Annotated in this window: 17 protein-coding genes; 3 read left to right on the forward strand and 14 right to left on the reverse strand. The window is 45.7% G+C overall.

Going from position 1 to position 19,590, the window contains the following annotated elements:
• Positions 1-78 precede the first annotated feature (78 nt).
• The 3 genes from MKY73_RS20575 to MKY73_RS20585 form a co-directional block, all read right to left on the reverse strand.
• Positions 79-705, reverse strand: a complete 627-nt coding sequence (locus tag MKY73_RS20575) for an FMN-dependent NADH-azoreductase (RefSeq protein ID WP_169478771.1) — start codon at positions 703-705, stop codon at positions 79-81.
• 188 nt (positions 706-893) lie between these two features.
• The gene (locus MKY73_RS20580; protein WP_339303231.1) at positions 894-2,117 is read right to left on the reverse strand and encodes a PLP-dependent aminotransferase family protein; all 1,224 of its coding nucleotides are present in this window, start codon (positions 2,115-2,117) and stop codon (positions 894-896) included.
• Positions 2,118-2,253: 136 nt separating this feature from the next.
• Entirely contained in the window at positions 2,254-2,910 is a 657-nt protein-coding gene (locus MKY73_RS20585; protein WP_339240900.1) for a response regulator transcription factor, read from the reverse strand.
• A gap of 439 nt (positions 2,911-3,349) precedes the next feature.
• Between MKY73_RS20585 and MKY73_RS20590 the strand changes: the two genes are divergently transcribed.
• Positions 3,350-3,760: a hypothetical protein gene (locus MKY73_RS20590; RefSeq protein ID WP_339240899.1), complete on the forward strand. Its 411-nt coding sequence runs from the start codon at positions 3,350-3,352 to the stop codon at positions 3,758-3,760.
• Positions 3,757-4,821: a phosphodiester glycosidase family protein gene (locus MKY73_RS20595; RefSeq protein WP_339240898.1), complete on the forward strand. Its 1,065-nt coding sequence runs from the start codon at positions 3,757-3,759 to the stop codon at positions 4,819-4,821. Before MKY73_RS20590 ends, MKY73_RS20595 begins: the two co-directional genes overlap by 4 nt.
• Positions 4,822-5,159: 338 nt before the next feature.
• On the opposite strand, the gene MKY73_RS20600 is transcribed toward MKY73_RS20595, so the two are convergent.
• The 6 genes from MKY73_RS20600 to MKY73_RS20625 all read right to left on the reverse strand — a co-directional run bounded on the left by MKY73_RS20600 (position 5,160) and on the right by MKY73_RS20625 (position 12,822).
• A complete protein-coding gene (locus MKY73_RS20600; protein WP_339303232.1) occupies positions 5,160-6,176 on the reverse strand; it encodes a LacI family DNA-binding transcriptional regulator in 1,017 nt (338 codons plus the stop codon).
• 77 nt (positions 6,177-6,253) lie between these two features.
• On the reverse strand, positions 6,254-8,419 hold the full coding sequence (gene bglX / locus MKY73_RS20605) for a beta-glucosidase BglX (protein ID WP_339303233.1): 2,166 nt from the start codon (positions 8,417-8,419) through the stop codon (positions 6,254-6,256).
• Positions 8,420-8,515: 96 nt separating this feature from the next.
• Positions 8,516-10,111: an ABC transporter substrate-binding protein gene (locus MKY73_RS20610; protein ID WP_339303234.1), complete on the reverse strand. Its 1,596-nt coding sequence runs from the start codon at positions 10,109-10,111 to the stop codon at positions 8,516-8,518.
• 54 nt (positions 10,112-10,165) lie between these two features.
• Positions 10,166-11,068: a carbohydrate ABC transporter permease gene (locus MKY73_RS20615; protein WP_339303235.1), complete on the reverse strand. Its 903-nt coding sequence runs from the start codon at positions 11,066-11,068 to the stop codon at positions 10,166-10,168.
• An 18-nt stretch (positions 11,069-11,086) separates the two neighbouring features.
• On the reverse strand, positions 11,087-12,046 hold the full coding sequence (locus MKY73_RS20620; protein WP_017689585.1) for an ABC transporter permease subunit: 960 nt from the start codon (positions 12,044-12,046) through the stop codon (positions 11,087-11,089).
• Positions 12,047-12,057: 11 nt separating this feature from the next.
• Entirely contained in the window at positions 12,058-12,822 is a 765-nt protein-coding gene (locus MKY73_RS20625) for an alpha/beta fold hydrolase (RefSeq protein WP_339303236.1), read from the reverse strand.
• A 472-nt stretch (positions 12,823-13,294) separates the two neighbouring features.
• Here MKY73_RS20625 and MKY73_RS20630 point away from each other — a divergent pair, with 472 nt between their 5' ends.
• On the forward strand, positions 13,295-14,212 hold the full coding sequence (locus tag MKY73_RS20630) for a serine hydrolase (RefSeq protein ID WP_339303237.1): 918 nt from the start codon (positions 13,295-13,297) through the stop codon (positions 14,210-14,212).
• Between the two features lie 99 nt (positions 14,213-14,311).
• Here MKY73_RS20630 and MKY73_RS20635 read toward each other — a convergent pair whose 3' ends face one another.
• From MKY73_RS20635 to aroF, 5 genes are all read right to left on the reverse strand, one after another.
• Positions 14,312-14,566: an AbrB/MazE/SpoVT family DNA-binding domain-containing protein gene (locus MKY73_RS20635; protein ID WP_036610032.1), complete on the reverse strand. Its 255-nt coding sequence runs from the start codon at positions 14,564-14,566 to the stop codon at positions 14,312-14,314.
• A gap of 167 nt (positions 14,567-14,733) precedes the next feature.
• Positions 14,734-15,201 (reverse strand): tRNA (uridine(34)/cytosine(34)/5-carboxymethylaminomethyluridine(34)-2'-O)-methyltransferase TrmL, encoded by a 468-nt coding sequence (trmL, locus tag MKY73_RS20640; RefSeq protein ID WP_339303238.1) that lies wholly within the window; start codon positions 15,199-15,201, stop codon positions 14,734-14,736.
• 138 nt (positions 15,202-15,339) lie between these two features.
• Complete coding sequence (gene serC / locus MKY73_RS20645) at positions 15,340-16,428, reverse strand: 3-phosphoserine/phosphohydroxythreonine transaminase (RefSeq protein ID WP_339240891.1); 1,089 nt, start codon at positions 16,426-16,428, stop codon at positions 15,340-15,342.
• A 239-nt stretch (positions 16,429-16,667) separates the two neighbouring features.
• Positions 16,668-18,092 (reverse strand): type I glutamate--ammonia ligase, encoded by a 1,425-nt coding sequence (gene glnA, locus MKY73_RS20650; protein WP_074094318.1) that lies wholly within the window; start codon positions 18,090-18,092, stop codon positions 16,668-16,670.
• Positions 18,093-18,502: 410 nt separating this feature from the next.
• The gene (aroF, locus tag MKY73_RS20655; protein WP_339303239.1) at positions 18,503-19,567 is read right to left on the reverse strand and encodes a 3-deoxy-7-phosphoheptulonate synthase; all 1,065 of its coding nucleotides are present in this window, start codon (positions 19,565-19,567) and stop codon (positions 18,503-18,505) included.
• Positions 19,568-19,590 lie beyond the last annotated feature (23 nt).

The following is a 19,590-nucleotide window of genomic DNA, read 5'->3' on the forward strand; positions in this document are numbered from 1 at the left end:
AAATGAGAATGCAAAAACACCTGTAATCTCCAGAGGAGACAACAGGTGTTTCTATGTGTTACATATAGAAGATCGTTATTAGAAGCTTGCTGCTACTTCGGAAGCCAGTTTCAGACCGGCAGTAACAATCTCTTCAGCACGATCTGCAGAAGCGTTATGTCCTTCAACAATAACCACTTCAGGGCTTTGAATACCCCACAAGCCGAGAACTGTTTTCAGGAAGTTCAGGGACATTTCAGCAGCTGCCATTGGACCTTCGGAGTACACTCCACCACGTGCGTTAAGCAAAGCTACTTTTTTGTCGCCAGCAAGTCCTACAGGACCTTCAGCAGTGTATTTGAATGTTTTACCAGCTTGGCTCAGGTAAGCAATGTAGTTTACCAATGGTGCAGGAACAGTGAAGTTCCAGAGCGGGAATGCAAATACAACTTTGTCAGCTGCCAAGAATTGATCTTGAAGCTGTGCTGCAAGTGAAGCTGCTTTTTGCTCGTCAGCTGTCAGTTCAAAACCGTTAGCTGCTTTGTACGTACCTGTGATTGCAGTGTTACCATAGAATGGGAATTCTGTATTGTAGAGATCCAACTCAGTAACTGTGTCACCTGGGTGGGACTCTTTGTATGCGCTCAAGAATGCATCGTACAATTTAACGCTGACTGCTTGATCTGCAGGACGGTCATTTGCTTTAACGAATAAAATATTAGACATGTTGAATTTTCCCCCGTTAGATAAAATATATGAGTGCTCTTTCTGAACTGGCCACCATTGTAGCTTATATAAAGAAACCAACAACTCATTAATTCATATTATATATAAAAATGTTAGTGGATGCAATAACGTAATCACTTTGGTCATGAACCAATTTTAATTTTGCCACAATCTATTTTGGATCTGTTCTAGCTACGAGCCGTAAATTCGGAAATGGCTTCACTGATCAGATTCATGCCGAGCAGCAGTTCATCCCGACCCGGATGGCTAAAATTTAATCGAATGTAACGTTGATCCTGTACACCTGTAGAACATAGCGATCCAGGCAGAAAAGATACCCCTTTGGGCAGAGCAGCCTTAAGCAGAGCGCCACTATCCAATCCTTCCGGCAACTGTACCCACAGATACATCCCACCCTCAGGAATGTTGAATTGACACCCTTTCCAGCCTGGTCTCTTCAACAGTTCAAGCATCAGTTTGAGTCTTGTCTTATACTCCCGATTCAACATGGACAGGTGATCACTCCAACGAAACGGGGACTGGGCAAGCAATTGATACAACAGCCGCTGATTCATCGGGCTGGACTGCCCATCGGCAATACGTTTAACTGAGGCCATGGCCTGAATCAGTGCCGGGTGCCCCGCGGCCCATCCGGTTCGAAGAGCGGGCGCTACCGTTTTGCTGAATGAACCAATGTATAGAACATGTCCACCCTGATCTGCAGTATCCAATGCAAAGAGTGAAGGGTATTTACGATAGAATTCCGTTGGCTCCAGGCCATCGAAATGAAGCTCACCGTAAGAATCATCTTCTACTAGCAGTACACCATAACGTGAGCACAGTTCAAGGACAGCCTCCCGGCGCTCCATACTCCACAAAGCACCTGTCGGGTTTGAGAAACTGGGTGCAGCAAAAAGCAGCTTCGGTCTAACCTGCTGCATGTGATGCTCCAAAAGGTCTGGTAGTATGCCATCCCGATCACCCATTACGGGTACAATCTTAGCTCCTTGCATTTCCAGAACCTCAAGACAGCCTGGAGATGTGGGATGTTCAACCAGTACGGAATCTCCTGGCTCAAGTAATAGACGCATCACGAGATCGATGGCCTGCTGGGTACCAGTGGTCAACAGAATCTGCTCGGGTACCGTTCGTATGCCTTTGCGTGCATTCCAGTCCTTGTTCAGCCACTCTCTTAGGGGGGTGTAGCCTGCTGGCTCTCCATATTGCAATGCGGAGGGGCCTGAACTAAAGACAGACACCGCTGCTTCTTCCAACAATTTGAAAGGAAACAACTCTTCCGCAGGCAATTCTTCTGCCAGAGAAATGAAATAATCTCTGCCAGACATCTCACGTATATCCCTCAGTGGTGATGACAAAAGCCTGTTGGTACGGGAAGCAAAGAAATATTTCATCGATCCGTTCCCCTTTCATCCCTATTCCGAAACTGTACTCGCAGTCCGCAGCCCTACAACCTATTCGTGCTCGCCATCGAATATGACCGGATGCATACCGACCAGTTGTGATAATAAGAAGAACAAACCCGATTCGTCAGGATCCCGTCTTCACTTGTCTTGCATGCAAGGCATAACGTTCAATGGCCTGTGCTCTGCTGCTTACTTCCAGCTTCACGTATATTTTACGCAGGTAATTATCAATGGAACGTCTGCTAACGTTGATCTCATTCGCTATTTTATCATAGGTTACACCCTGAACAATTCTTTCCATGATAAAAGTTTCGGTTTCTGTTAATTCAATTACACGTGATTCTGTCGGAGACTCCACAGGTTGCGCCCACTCCGCACTGTTTAACCACGCCAATGGAATGGACACATGGCCCTCACGTAACCCAGAGATCAGATGAATCAGCTGGCTAGGGGAAGCCTGTTTGGATAACATGCCGCTTGCACCAAGACTCATCAGATGACGAAACAGCTTCACATTATCTTCATCCGTCAGAATGATGATGTGACTGTGAGCTGACAGATTCTTCATCTGGGCAATATATTGATCGGCCGGTCCCTCCGGAAGACGATAATCCATCAGAATCAGATCAGGCTGGTGCATATTCACCAGATCGAGCCCTTCTGTTCCGGTCGAGGTCATGCCACGTACCGTCAGATCTTGCTGCTCTTCCAAAATCAATTTTGTACCGAGCATGCTGGTGGGGTGGATATCTACGATGACCACCTGCCATACTTTTTTCATTGTTGTTCCCCCTGTTATGTATTGGACAAATAGCTTCTAGCTTCTGTCATGATGATGCCATCGTCTATGCGACAGTCCGAGTATAGAAGAAGCATAGGTCGGATTATGTCGAAAAATAGAAAAACACAGGATGCAGCCGATAAAAAAGCTCTATTTTCACCGTATTTTGTTATAAAAACACCATGACGTCCATCTTCCCATCCCCGGAAAGGTAAAAATATAGTATAAATTTCCTGCATTTCTATCTAAAAAAGTCGAAAAACCTGCCCAAAGTTCCTACTTATTGCATCTATAAGAAATTGTATCCTAGGACTTCCTTCCGATGCAATCTCTTTTTACTCTATTAAGTAAAGAATTTCATTTTTGCGTAATCAATAGGGGCATGATAGAATGAGGACTGGAAAAATTTTTGTACCTATAAATGACCAGGAGTGATGATATGAAACCATCTGCCCCGCCCTCTGACATCCATCACACCCGGAGCGCCAAAGGCAAGGCCGGATCTTCAATCAAGCTGTTTCTGGTAATGTGGATTGTGCTCATTGCACTGGGAGTCGTTGGAACCTACTATTATAGTAACCATCTCCAGCAACAGATGATTAACCAGCTTCAGGCCCATAATCAGCAGCAGATTACAGCGTTAAAAACCGACTACGAAAATCAGCTAACAACGATATCTAAGGAAGTAGAAGACCTGCAGGGACAAGTTCAATCCTTCAATGAATTGCTGACTTTCACCAAGGATAATGCAAGTGACAAAACGGATAACAGCAACAAACTCTATACCCAGCTGAGCGAAGTCAAAAAACAACTGGAGACACTCCAGAAAAAGATGGACCTGCTCAAATGATTACACCCGTCAAACAGGTTAATCGTTTTTTTATGCTTGCACTCGCTCCTTTTGTTGGATTGATATTATGCCTGCTGCTGCTTCGTCCTCCGCTCGAACCCGGAGGTTTGATTTCTGCCGAACTGTCAGAGGATACGATTACACCCCGGGCCCAAGCAATTAGCCAAGAGCTTGCCGGGGCAAAAGAGGCTGCTGTCCAGACTTCTTCTTCTATTAAAAGAACGACACAGCTCTATAATAAAACAACAAGTACGATGTCTACACTCGTACAGAAGGCTTCCGCTCAGGCGGATCGTCCGGAAACGATCTACAACAAACGGATTACATCCAAGCTTGGCGTTCCATTTGAACGGGTAGACAGTGACCGGCTAACGATTGAACTGTACAGAGTGAATCCTGGCACCTATAAGGGCTATGCCATGAAGATTAAGCTAAAAGACCCCACTGCTATGCAGATGGCTCTAGACAGTGAACCTGGCCGTTCTGAGACAACCATGCAGGCTGTGAAGCGTAACGGCGCGATTGCCGGGATCAACGCAGGTGGATTTGCTGACAGTGGCGGCAAACGTTATCCACTTAGCACAACGGTTATGGATGGGAAATACGTGAACGGTTTTCAGGCCAGTTTCAAAGATCTGTTTTTTGTAGGACTTAACGATGCCGGCAAGCTGGTCGGAGGCAAGTTCTTCGATAAAAACTCACTGGATCGCCTGCGGCCACAGTTTGGGGCTACGTTTGTTCCGGTGCTGTTACAGAATGGGCGTAAAACCACAATTCCTGATAAATGGAAAGTATCACCCAAACGAGCACCACGTACGGTCATTGGCAATTATAAAGATGATCAATTATTGATCATTGTAGTTGATGGATATAATGAAGGCGGAAGTTCCGGTGCTACCCTAGAAGAGTTGCAAGGACGGCTGTACAAGCTTGGGGTTATCGACGCCTATAATCTGGATGGCGGCGGATCTTCCTCGCTTATTCTGAATAATCGGGTTGTAAATAACCCGTCGGATGGCAGCCTAAGACCAGTGCCCACGCACTTTTTATTTTACAAATAATAGGGTGAAGCATTTCTTTTCTACCTATAATGGTTATAATAGAAGAAAATGAGCTTGTGCAGGAGGTGCGAAGGGTATGTCATTTTCACTGACATTCTGGATTATTGCAATTGTATTGACTCTCTTCATTACAGGCATTCTCACTTCATCCTACAACAATGACAAGACAAAAGGCTTGTAAAAGGCCAAGCCTCTCTCCGGAGAGGCTTTTTCTATTGCTTCATCCTTGAAATAACAAGAGGCAAGGCTTAAAAGAATGATTCGATTCTTCTAAGCCTTGCCTCTTGCTGTGCCGTTTGTTCCACGCATCAATCCAGTCAGGATACGCATATTCGGGATCAATAGCTTACCGCCCGTTCATTCTGCATGGATATAACAGCATCAGAAGGCATAGGTCCACTCACTGACCCACCCTCAACTAATGTCACATAGATTCGTTCATGATCGACGGGTTCTCCAGCAATTATTTTGATCAATTGTTCAGCGGCGAGTGATCCCCACTTGCGTTTGGAATAATCAATGCTTGCCAATCTCGGCTGGACGTACTTGCTCAATTCAATATTGTCGAATCCGATGACATCGACCTCCTGACCAACGCCAAGTGCACTTTCTGCCAGACGATCACACAAGCCAATAGCCATCTCATCATTGAGGCAGAATACTGCTGTGGGCCCATCATACTCCAGCACAATCTGATCTGCGGCTTGTTCTCCACCACTCTTTTCAAAATCTCCCGTGATCTCAATCCATTCCACATCCGCTTCACGTTCCGCAACCTGCCTCACAGCCTTTAATCGCTGCACAGAGTCAAATGAACCTTCCGGTCCTGTCACCACGTAGATTTTCTTATGCCCCTGCTCAATAAGATGTTCCATCGCAAGTGTCGCCCCGGCTTTATTATCCAGCAGAACCTGATTAATGTTGGGATGATCCATCTCACGGTCCAATACAACGATTTTGTGGCCCCGATCGGCGTATTGCATCAGTTCCTCACTTGCAAACGTATGATCCAGAATGATTGCACCATCAATCATCCTCTCTGGAAGCATGCGATGGGATTGTTTACCACTGCACACGATCAGGTCATAGCCTTGAGCATTGCATACAGCTTTCATGCCACTCAGCAAGTCTCCATACACATCTCCTCTAAAATCGGTCAAGAATACACCCAGAATTTTGGATTCTCTCTTCTTCAGTGTTCTTGCAGCGGCATTTGGAACATAGTTCAGCTCTTTGGCAATGGCCAAAATTTTGGAACTCGTCTCATCGGTCACTTTGTTGCTACCATTTAGCGCATATGACACCGTAGAGATGGAAACTCCCGCCTGTTTGGCGATATCCTTGATACTGACCACATTCTTCGCTCCCCTGTTATGTTCATCAGGCCTTCCATAAGGAAAGGCCTGACACATTACTATTTCCATTCACCGAATTACACGAGTCTGAATGATTTCTTCTGCGTGTCCCGACTGTTTGCACCCACAAGAATATGGAACTCACCTCGATCACTGCGATGGCTTAAATCGGAATGGTGATAGCGAAGCTGTTCTTCATTTAAAGTAAACGTAGCTATACCACTCTCGCCTGGCGCCAGTGCAAGCTTCACATATCCTTTCAGTTCACGCATAGGACGAACGACTTCACCCGTTACATCCCGAATGTACAACTGGACGGTCTCCACACCTGCGCGCTCACCCGTGTTCGTTACCCGTACTTGGATGCTCAAGGACTCTTCGGCAGTCATCTCGTTACTTGACACTTCAAGATCACCATAAGAGAAAGAAGTGTATGAGAGACCATAACCGAACGGAAGCAGAGGTTCATTCGGGCTGTCCATGTATTTGGAGACATAACGTTCTTCCGTCTTCTCCGGGTTCAGCGGACGACCTGTATTGAAATGGTTGTAATAGACCGGAATCTGACCTACGGATTGTGGGAAGGACATCGTCAGACGTGCAGATGGATTCACTACACCTGTCAGAACATCTGCGATCGCTGCTCCGCCTTCACTGCCTGGGAACCAGGCTTCAAGAACGGCATCCGATTCATCGATTACACCATGCAGATCCAATGGACGCCCGTTGAAAATAACGCTGGCAATAGGTTTTCCCGCTGCTTTGAGCTGTTTAACCAATTCCAATTGGGCTGCTGGCAGACGAATATCCGTGCGCGATCCACCTTCTCCACTCATCTCCGAGTCTTCACCCAGAGCAAGGACAATCAGATCCGCTTTGCTTGCCACTTGAAGGGCTTCCGCAATCTGCTCAGCTGTAATCGTATGAACATCACTACCTTGAGCAAACTTAACTTTCCCACCCGTAAAGCGTTCTTGCAGAGCTGTTCCAAGCTTGACTGCATCTTCCTTAACGCCTTCACAGGACCACCAGCCCAGAATATCAGGACTCTGTGCAAAAGGACCAATAAGGGCTACGTTAGCGTCAGGTTGAAGCGGAAGCACGCTGTTATCATTTTTCAACAGGACAGCCGATTTGGTTGCCAGTTCATATGATACCTGACGGTGCTCTTTGGAGAACACAATCTCACGTTCACGAACCGGATCAGCTGCACGTAGCGGATTGTCGAACAATCCCAGCTTCTCTTTCAGTTGCAGTATTCGCAGAACGGCTTCATCAATGAGCTTCTCTTCCACTTCACCGCTCTCAATCAGCTCAGGCAAATGATGTACATAACAAGGTGTCATCATCTCCATATCTACGCCTGCGCGAATGGCACGGTATGCCGCTTCACGATCATCTTCCGCAGCGCCATGCGCAATCATCTCGCGAATGGAAGCCCAATCCGAGATCAGCACGCCATCGAAGCCCCACTCGTCACGCAAAATGCCGCGCATTAACTTCTCATTGCCACTTGCCGGAATACCGTCAACCGTATTGAACGAAGTCATGACCATTTCTACACCCACATCCAATGCAGCTTTGTACGCTGGCAAATAGTACTCACGCAGGTTACGCTCGGACATGTCCACCGTATTGTAATCCCGACCACCCTCAGCCGCTCCATACGCCGCAAAGTGTTTAACACATGCTGCAAGACGATCTGGCTCATCTTTCAGGCTATCGCCCTGATATCCACGTACAAATGCAGCCGCGAACAAGCTGTTCAAATAGGGATCTTCTCCTGTCGTTTCCATCACACGGCCCCAGCGCGGGTCACGAACCAGATCCACCATAGGTGCAAAAGTTACATGCAGACCAGACACAGCTGATTCACGAGCTGCAATTTCAGCACTTTTCTCAGCCAGTTCTGTATCCCATGAGCAACCGATCGCCAGTGGAATCGGGAAAATGGTTTTGAATCCATGAACGACGTCAGCCATGAACAAGAGCGGAATGCCCAGACGGCTTTTTTTCATATAAGCTTGCTGTACATCAATGATGGCCTGCGCACCGGACAGCCCCAGAATGGACCCACTGGCATCCACAGACTGCTCCGTAATTCCCATCTCTTCCATCGGCCCTGTGATCTGACCTTCGACATTCGTTCCTTCATAAAAGTTGGCAGTCAGCTGAAGAAGCTGAGCTGTTTTTTCCTCCAACGTCATCTGTTTTACCAGGTCTAGCAACTGCTCGTTATTCATCCATGTATCCTCCACTACAAGTTGTTGAAATAAAGAACCCGGCTGCGTTCGGGGAGAGACCGCGCACCGGGTTCAAAATTAATGACTGAACGATTACTAGAATTTCTCGTTTAGCTCATCCAGATAAGGTTGAACCAGGGACATTTTACTGTTCACCCATTCTTTCCAGTTTGCCTCCAGATCTCCGTTTTTGAGGATCAGGTTGGCATATTCGTTCTGGTAATCGAATGAAGCCTGACTCTTCGCTTTGGAATCGTACAGGTTGACATCCCAATCGTATGTTGCAAGCGAGTTGCCTTCTGTACCGAGTTTTGCTTTTTCTTGGAACAATTTCACGGCTCTGTCACGGTAATCCTTTTTGATTGCTGGGTTTACAACGCTGAAGTCATCACCGAGCAGATACAGACCTTCGAAACGTGCCGGGTATTTATCTTCCAATACCGTTCCTTCTGGCAACAAGCTAACGAGTTCTTGGTTCTCATCATATTTCCAATCCGTTCCTTCAAAGCCCATGTTGATGAGCAACTGTCCTTCTTTGGTTGCGGAGTAGTCGATCAGATCCATGATCCGTTCGAATTTCTCGTCACTGATGTCCGGATTGAAGATCAATGCCGACCAGAAGTTGGCTTGCTCCATGTTACGGTATTTCCCGTCATCGCCCACTACGATCGCTGTGTGTACCAGTTCATCACTATCTACACCCAGATTTTTTCTCATATCGGAATCCAGACCTTGTCTGTACGAAGCCAGTCCGCCCAGACTTGTTACTGCAGCTGTACCAGTTACTTTGAAGTTGTTTTGACCTTCATTGTTCTTCCATGTGTAGAATTCAGGATTGAGCAATCCATCTTTATACGCTTTTTGCATCAATTTAAGTCCTGTCAGCGTTTCAGGATCTGCTGGTCCCCAGTGGAACTTGCCATCTTCACCTTTGTAGAACGGTGTGTCGGTCATGGCATGTACACTGTTAGGCATAATCATGTTTGTCATAGCGTCAGCAGCATTGTAGGACAGAGGTACAAGTTTGTTACCCACTTTGCCTGGATCTTTTTCTTTCACCAGCGCAGCATATTCATTCAATTCCGTTGTTGTATAAGCATCTTTCAGTTCAAAACCAACTGCTTCAGCCCAGTCTTTACGAAGCGCAATGACACCAATTTGGTTCGTTAGTGGGTCAGCTGGTTTGTTCTCGAAATAGATTGGTCTAGGCAGGACGTATGTTCCACCTGTCAATTCTTCCAGCTTGTCTCCAAGACCCGTCAAATTGTAAGCTGCTGCAACGTTAGGCCAGCGTTCTTTCCAGTCATCCGGGAATTTGTAGAACAAACCTTGTTCAATGCTGTTAATGGCATCGCCATGTACATAGTTCCATACCGCTACATCCGGCAAGTCGCCAGAGTTAATCCACAGACGAAGCTTCTCGCCCCATGAATCCCAATCGATATAGTTGTAGTCCCATGTTACATTGAATTTGTCTGTCCAGAACTTGTGGAAGTCATTATCCAGGTTTCCGTTTTTGATTTCTGTCAGGTTAGCTACAGAGATGGTCAGGTTATCTTTGTAATTTCCCTCTGCATCTTTTTCGTTACCACCTGAAGCTCCTTGGCTGGAACAAGCGGTCACCATCAGCATAACTACACTAAGCGTGATGGCAAAGAGAGCTCTTACTGACAACTTTTTGTTCGTTTTCATGTTTTACCCCCATGTTTTTTAGTCAGATTTTATTGCAAAATCCTATACGTATAATCAGGTCTTGATTGCCCCTGTTAATACCCCTTTGGCAAAGTGTTTTTGCAGCATTGGGAAGAAACACATAATTGGTACCATGGTGACAAATACAGCTGCCATCTTCATACCCATGGAGAAGTTGCTCGCCTGGGCAGCATCCACACTGGATGCATTGGATGCATTCGTCGTAGATGTCACGATAATGTTTCGCAGTACATTCTGGAGCGGTAACTGATCCGCTTTTCGAAGGAATATCATCGCATCGTACCAACTGTTCCAGTAAGCCACACCGTAGAACAACGTGATTGTAGCCATAATTGGTGTAGCCAGCGGAAGAACGACAGAGAACAGAATTCTCCACTCTCCTGCTCCATCCAGTCTCGCCGATTCCATCAGTGATTCAGGCAAGGTGTAGAAGTAGTTCATCATCAGAATCATGTTAAAAGCACTGAAGCTTCCCGCCAGGATAACGGACCAGAGCGTACCTGTAAGATGAAGTGATTTCATGATCAGGTACAGCGGTACGATACCACCATTAAAGATCATGGTGAACAGTACCAGGAAAAAGATAAATTTCTTAAACGGGAATTTGTTGCGACTAAGGCCATATGCCATGCTTGTTGTCAGGAACAAGCTGAGCGGCAAGCCGATGACTAGCAATATAATGGTATTTTTGTATCCCGACAGAATCGTTCCGTCAGCGAACAACGCCTTGTAGGAATCCAATGTCCATTGTTTAGGGAACATCAAAAATGGATTGTCAGCATATTCTTTCTGTGTTGCAAACGAGATCATGATGACATTCCAGAACGGAATCAGGATCATCAGGGCAAGCACGAGTAATACGGCGAAAATAATGTAATCGAGAAGTGTCATTTTTTCAGTACCAATTCTCGGTTTTTTGTTAGCTTTCTTGCTCATCTCATTTATCCTCCTCTCTTATCGGAACAAACCGTCTCCGCCAAGCCACTTGGCAAATCTGTCAGCAAGAAGCAGCAAGGCCATATTCACCAGGGAACGGAACAAGCTGACCGCTGTCGAGAATGAGAAATCGGTTGATGACTGGAACGTAATCCGATAGATATATACATCGAGTACTTCGGATACATTTTTGGTAGCGGCATTTGCCAAGTTGAAGATCTGGTCAAACCCGGAAGACATCAATCCACCAACCGAAAGAATAAACATGATTGTGATGGTTGGAAGGATGTTCGGTAAAGTAATTTTGAACATCTGTTGCATACGGGAAGCCCCGTCGATCTGTGCTGATTCATACTGATCCTGGTCAATACCGGAAATGGCAGCCAAGAATATAATTGCGCCCCATCCACTTGATTTCCAAATATCAGTTAACAGCAACATCGGTACAAAGTTAGATTCGGATCCAAGGAAATTAATCGTTGGCAATCCGAGTAATCCGAGCGCGCTGTTTACCAGTCCGTCATATGCCAGCACATTGATGACTACGCCGGATACGATGATCCAGGACAGAAAATGAGGGAACGTAAGAACGGTTTGGAACAATTTTTTCCCTCTGCGCATCCGCAATTCATTCAGCAACAACGCCAGAATGATCGGGAACGGGAATTGAATAATCAGTTTCAGAATATTGATGTACAGCGTACGCCATACCGCATCAATAAAGGTTGGATCACGGAAAACATATTTGAAGTTCTCGAATCCGCTCCATGGACTTCCCCAGATGCCCAGGTTGGCCTTGTAATCTTTGAATGCCAGAGACAGGCCACCCATCGGCATGTAGGCAAACAGGATTAGCCAGACAAGCCCCGGAATAAGCAGGGTGTATGTCATACGGTGCTTCCAGATTTCAGTCCAGAGCGAATTGCCCTTCACGTTTCCCTTCAGCTTTTTGCTAGGTCCTTCGGCTGCAGGTTTCACATTGCATCTCCTCACTCTACTTTGGTCTTGTCGTTGTACAGAAAATCAAACATCGTTCTCAGGTGGTGCTCCCAAAATCTCCATTCATGAGCCCCCGGCGTCTCCACATACCGAAAATCAAAAGCGGTCCCCTGCATGTATTTCGCGAAATCACGATTCATCTCTACGAAGGGGTCACGATCGCCACAGCAACTGAGGATATCCGGTAAAGGAACACCCTGTTCCAGCAGCTTGGCCGACAGTGCGTAAATATCCTGATCGGCTTTTACCTGTAAACGTTCTCCAAAAACCGCTTTCATTTCCTTGATCATGGTCGCTGGCATATGGGGATCATGTAGCCGTGTCTGAATATCCGTCACCCCGGATAGAGACACTATTTTGCGATACTTCTCTGGATAAGTTAGTCCACATTTCAGTGCACCATATCCGCCCATGGATAAACCGCCGACGTACGTTTTCTCCGGATCAGGATTCAGATTGAGTAGACGCTCGCATACTTCAGGTAACTCCTGAGTGATGTAGTGGAAGTAATTCAGGCCGTATTCCATATCGTTGTAATAGCTTCGATTCGCTTCCGGCATAATGATGGTGCAACCATATTGCGCTGCATACATCTCAATTGTGGTTAATCGTTGCCAGGTACTCGCATTATCGCCTGCTCCGTGCAACAGATATAGTGTACCGCCTGAAGTCTCTCCGGAGTCACTGGACACAACATGTATGCTGGTATTCATGCATAAGGTTGGCGATCCAGTTTCGATCGTTATATGTGCCATAATGTAACCCCTCTCATCATCGCCTGCTGTCTTTACTCATTCGTTGCTCTGGCGTTGTTTTGCAGGCTGTTGTAGATTCCCTTGTATTACGATGGATTATCGAAACGATTTTCTCGAATCGTTTCAAAACATAGCCAACGTTGATTCACTTGGTCTTCATTACAACACTTTTAAGGTGGAAGCGATTTCTTCGAATCGTTTCGAATAAATCATAAGCCCGATGAGTAAATCCTGTCAATAACCTTTTTACAAATTTCGCGTTATTTTCTCGAAAAAATGCTTTTTCACGTCTAAATTTGCGCCGAAAGACACTATTATTACGAAAAAATGAAATTTTAGTCAGTGTTATCACAACTTTAATTGACACCAAACCAGGTTTATACTAACATGAGTTCTGATTTTGCATTCGAATTACGGAAACGTTTCACCAACCGATTTTACTCAGGTTTCACCTGATATTAGGGAGGTTAATATGTCTGAGCAACTCAAAGATTTCATTCATACCATTACTGAGCAACAATTGAACGTGTTCTCCGTTCGCATATTACAAAAAGGGCATCTGCTTGCCTATTGGGACAGGGATAGGGATCAGCGCCGTGTACAACATTCCATAAGTAAATCCTTCACATGCATGGCTGTTGGTCTCGCGCTTGAAGAAGGTCTGTTACATCTGGATGCCACACTTGGTGATTATTTCACCTATAATCATGTATCGAGTGCACATTACAAGCTCCCATCTCCACGGGAATTGAAGTTACGTGACCTGCTCCGAATGTCTTCTGGTCATGATTCGCCGCCTCTTTGGGCTGATGAACGAGCTTCTTTGACCGAGAAAGATTGGGCGAAACATTATATGTCTCTCCCTCTGGATCGGATGCCCGGAGAACAATTTACATACAGCAGCGGGGATACGTTTATGATCTCAGCCATGTTTCAGGCAGCCACCGGCCAAACCGTGAAAGATTACCTGACTCCGCGATTATTTGAGCCTCTGGGCATTCATGATGTAGAGTGGGAAACCTCTCCACTGGGGGTAACTCTCGGCTGTGCAGGACTTTGGATAAGCAATGAGGAACTGAGTCGATTTGGACAGTTACTGCTCCAGGAGGGCCTTTGGGAAGGCACACAGCTTATACCTGCGAATTGGATCAGACAAGCTACGTCCCGGCAGATCGAAACGACTGGAGATGGTGATTGGGGAAAAGGTTACGGATATCAGTTCTGGATGTGTTCCCATGAGGCTTACCGCGCCGATGGAGCCTATGGTCAGTTATGTATCATCCTTCCCTCGAAGGAAGCTGTCATATGTATTAACAGCGAGGAAGAAAACATGCAAGGCATCCTGAATGCCGTGTGGGATGAGATTTTACCTATATGCAACCAGCGTTAAATATTATATTCTTCTTATATTTCCGCGGAACTGAACCATGCACTGAATACTGTAAACAAAAAAACGCCACGGGGTTAATAAACCCCATGGCGTTACTTCTTACCCGTGCTGTGGAAGCTGAGTCATTTCATCTAAACATTGTGCGCATATGTAACGCTCTTTGAACTCGTTGACTTCCTCGATGGATCCGCAGAAAATACATTTTGGACGATATCTCTCCAGGATAATATGGTCCCCTTGTACTAAGATCTCTACAGGATCTCCCTCATTCATTTGATACCTTTTACGCAAAGATTTAGGCAATACGATCCTACCTAATTGGTCAACTTTGCGAACTACTCCAGCTGGCTTCATAGCTACGGCACACCTCTCCTATCTTACTCTAAATTTCTAGGTACATTTGTACTATGTTTATAGATTCGCCAAGATTTTGTCGAATCCTGCTGGAAATAAACATTTTTTGTCCTTTTTTTTGAAAAATGTTTTTTTACCGAATTCTAGCCGTTATTTATAACCGGAATTTATCCTTCTAACCCCGGAAAATTGAGCTGACGCAACGCTTCATATACAATAATTGCTGCCGAATTGGAGAGATTTAAGGATCTAACATCACCAGTCATTGGCATTTTCATGCATGTATCGGGATTTGCAGCAATTAATTCAGGTGGGAGGCCTTTGGTCTCTTTACCGAAAACGAGGAAATCCTCATCTTGAAAATTAAAGTCACTGTATCGGTTCTTTGCCTTCGTAGTTGCGTAGAAGAAGCGACCTTCCGGATATTTTTCCTGAACCTCTGCAAATGAGTCGTGGTATTCAATATGAACGGCATGCCAGTAGTCCAGCCCTGCCCGTTTCAATGTAGCATCATCTGTTCGAAATCCAAGTGGACGCACGAGATGCAGATGGGTTCCGGTGGCCGCACAAGTACGTGAAATATTTCCTGTGTTCGCCGGAATTTCTGGTTCAACCAGAACAATGTGTAAAGCCATATGTGTTCAATCTCCTTTTCAATTCGTGTTGATGACAACCCTCTAATCTTAAAGAAAAGCCCTCCACACGTCAATGTGGAAGGCTCTGGTAAGGCACAGGATTAGACACGAAGGTCCATAACACCGTACCTATATTAATTATCCATTTGTCTTCTGGAAGTGGCTCATGAAGTCTGTCAGTGCCTTAACACTTTCATAAGGAGCCGCATTGTAAATGGAGGCACGTAGACCACCCACACTGCGATGTCCCTTCAGACCTACGAATCCTTCTTCCTCCGATGCCTTGATGAACTTCTTCTCCAGTTCCTCCGAAGCAAGACGGAAGGTTACATTCATCAGGGAACGATCTTCCGGTTCCACACAACCACGGTAGAAATCACCGGAAGCATCAATTGCGTTGTAAAGCAATTCAGCTTTTTTCGTATTTTTTTGCTCAATACCAGTTAATCCGCCCTGTTCTTCAATCCATTTCAATACTTCATTTACCATATATACCGAGAAGGATGGCGGCGTATTGTATAGGGAGTTGTTGTCTACATGCGTACTGTAACGAAGCATGGTTGGAATCGTTTTAGGCGATTCACTCACCAGTTCCTCACGAGCAATCACAACCGTAATTCCCGATGGTCCCAGGTTCTTCTGTGCACCTGCATAGATCATACCGAACTGATTGAGATCGAATGGTTTACAGAAAATATCACTCGACATATCCGCAATCAGAGGTACTGAACCGGTATCCGGGAATGACTTGAATTGCGTGCCTTCGATCGTTTCGTTGGAAGTGAGATGCACATAAGCCGTACGTTCCGGCAAACTCAGATTCGAAACATCCGGCAGTTTCATGAACTTCTCTGCTTCCGAAGATGCAGCAACATGCGTCTCACCGATCAACTTCGCCTCAGACAGAGCCTTCTTGGCCCAGCTGCCGGTCATCACGTAACTTGCAGTCTGTCCTGCTCCAAGCAGGTTCATTGGCAGCATCGCGAATTGAGTGCTTGCACCGCCCTGCAAGAAGAGAACCTTGTATCCTTTTGGATTGCCTAGAAGCGACAACAAGCGCTCCTGAGCTTCATTATGTACAGACTCGTACACCGCTCCACGGTGGGACATCTCCATAATCGACATGCCTGTATTACGAAAATCTACAAATTCCGCCTGTGCACGCTCCAGTACCTCTAGTGGCAGCGCCGCAGGTCCTGCATTAAAGTTATACGCTCTTTTTGTCACAAAATCCCCCGCCCTTTCCATCCGTAACTCTGACATATTAGGTGAATATTATCGCAATGATATCAGTATTCTCTATCTGCTTCAAGAGCAATATGCACTGAAGTGTTCAATTCAGGCCATCAAATTCCTTTATCACCCTGCAAAGTTAAAGCACTACATTGTTTAATTCAAGGAAAAGCCCCCGAGAGTGTGTCCCGGAGGCTTTAAGTTGGAACAAGTTCTGTTCCGACCCCGACCGATTAGCAGTCGAAGTAAAGGCTGTACTCGTGCGGATGAATGCGGATCGCTACTGCTTTCGCTTCATCGCGCTTGAGGTTGATATAGTTTTCAATGAATTCTTTTGTGAATACGCCGCCTTCAGTCAAGAACTCGTTATCCGCTGCCAATGCATCCAGTGCTTCTTCGAGGGAAGCTGGCACACTGCGGATATTTTCTTTATCAGCATCAGACAGGTCATAGATGTTTTTGTCGAGCGGACCATATCCAAGTTCAGTTGGGTTGATTTTGCGTTTGATTCCATCCAGACCAGCCATCAACATTGCGGAGAATGCCAAGTATGGGTTAGCTGTGGAGTCTGGTGTACGGAACTCGATACGACAACCTTTTGGTGTCACAGCTGCAACCGGAATACGAACTGCTGCGGAACGGTTACCTTTGGAGTAAACCAGGTTAACTGGTGCTTCGTAACCAGGTACAAGACGTTTGAACGAGTTGGTACTAGGATTAGTCAAAGCGATCAGTGCCGGAGCATGGTACAGGATACCTCCGATGTAGTGCAGAGCCATTTCACTCAGGTTAGCATATCCCGCTTTGTCATAGAACAATGGGGAATCACCATCAAAGATGGATTGGTGAACGTGCATTCCGCTACCATTATCACCGAACAATGGTTTTGGCATGAATGTTGCTACTTTACCATATTGACGTGCAGTGTTGTGCACGATGTATTTGTATGCAAGCAGGTTATCTGCTGTTTTCTTCAGTGTATCAAAACGGAAGTTGATTTCGGCTTGACCCGCTGTCGCCACTTCATGGTGATGACGCTCAATCGACAGACCCGCTTCTTCCAAAAGGCGACACATTTCGCTACGAATATCTTGTTGTGTATCGACTGGTGCTACTGGAACATATCCACCTTTAGTGCGTACTTTGAAGCCCAAGTTTCCGCCTTCTTCTTTGCGGTTCGTGTTCCATGAAGCTTCTTCGGAATCTACGTAGTAGGAAGAGCTGTTCGTGCCGCTCTCATAACGTACATCGTCGAAGATGAAGAACTCGGATTCAGGTGCGAAGAATGCCGCTGTACCTACACCGCTTTCTTGCAAATAAGCTTCTGCTTTAACAGCGATGCTACGTGGGTCACGCTCATAACGCTCGCCGTCTGGAGTGAAGATATCACACATAACATTTAATGTAGGGTGTGCAGTGAACGGATCGACATAAGTCGCTTCAGGGTCTGGCATCATAACCATATCGGACTCTTCAATTCCGCGGAAACCTTGGATAGAAGAACCGTCAAAAGCTACTCCATTTACGAACGTGTCTGCATCAACAGCCGAAGCTGGCAAGGAAATGTGATGTGCACGACCAGCTAAATCTACAAAACGAAAATCTACCCACTCGATGTTGTTCTCTTGAATTGATTTCAATACGTTTTCAACCGACATGTATTCGTCCTCCCAAATATTCCGAACATTAAACAACCCCACTAAGAAAATGTCTAAATTCGATTTTTTTTCTGTCGTCATTATAAATTTTAAAACCTGACATCGTCAATACTTATGTAAGGTATTTTTTGCGAGTATGTTAGCTATACTCACATTTTATAAATAACGTAAATTCAGATAACAACACAATTTATATACATTTAACCGGTTTAATGCGGTAAAGCGACCCCTTTTTATCCTAAATCATGGAAAAAACTTCACATCATAAATGTTTCTTATCACTATTGATTAATAAATACGTTCAAAGCTGCAAAATATGCAAAAAACCGAGCATCTATCTGATTCCGTCGCAATAAACGAGACCAGATGAGATGCCCGGATGATGTTCCAGACTTTGACTATGAATTCTATTATACGCCTACACGTGCCGGGAAGAATGCTGCTGGTTGTTTAGCTGTACTGAATGATTTACCCACGATTGGTGCCAATTTCTCCAGATCCTGCAACAGGTTCGCGAATTGATCAGGGAACAAGGATTGCACACCATCTCCTGTCATGGAGTTATCCGGATCAGTATGCATTTCAATGATCAGGCCATTAGCACCCGCAGCAACGGAAGCTTTTGTCATCGGCTCCACCAGTTCACGTCGTCCAGTACCATGGCTCGGGTCAGAAATAACCGGCAAATGGCTCAGAGACTGCAGAACAGGGATCGCTGACAGGTCAAGCGTATTACGTGTGTAAGATTCAAACGTACGAATACCACGTTCACACAGCATGACATTTGGATTACCACCCGCAAGAATGTATTCAGCCGCATTCAACAACTCATCATATGTTGCACTGAAGCCACGTTTCAACAATACCGGTTTACCACACTCGCCCAATTTGCGCAGCAGGTCAAAGTTCTGCATGTTACGTGTACCTACTTGCAGAATATCTGCGTACTCGGCGCAAATACCCACATACTCAGGTGTCATGACTTCTGTAATGGTCAGGAGATCATGTTTCTTACCTGCCTCCGCCATCATGATCAATCCCTCTACGCCCGTTCCCTGGAAGCTGTAAGGACCTGTACGCGGCTTAAATGCACCCCCACGTAAAACTTGCCCACCTGCAGCTTTTACAAGTCCCGCAATTTCATCAATCTGCGCAGCGGATTCAACTGCACATGGTCCACCCATGACGACAAGTTCTTTTCCGCCAATATCCACACCTTTGATGGAGATCACCGTATCTTCCGGATGGAAGTCACGACTTGCCAATTTGTAGGACTTCGAGATTTTCACAACATTCTCGACACCTTTCATTTGGCGAAGATGCTCTTGCATTTTAGGTTCAACTTTGCCAATCAACCCAATAATAGTACGATCCTCTCCGCGAGAGATATGCACCTGAAGCCCTTCTTTTTCAATAACTGCTACGATATCCTGAATCTGTTCCTCCGGTGTGGCTTTGCCTGCAATAACGATCATAGTAATTCCCATCCTTCCTTGTA

This window comes from Paenibacillus sp. FSL R5-0519, from assembly GCF_037974275.1.
Lineage (GTDB): Bacteria > Bacillota > Bacilli > Paenibacillales > Paenibacillaceae > Paenibacillus.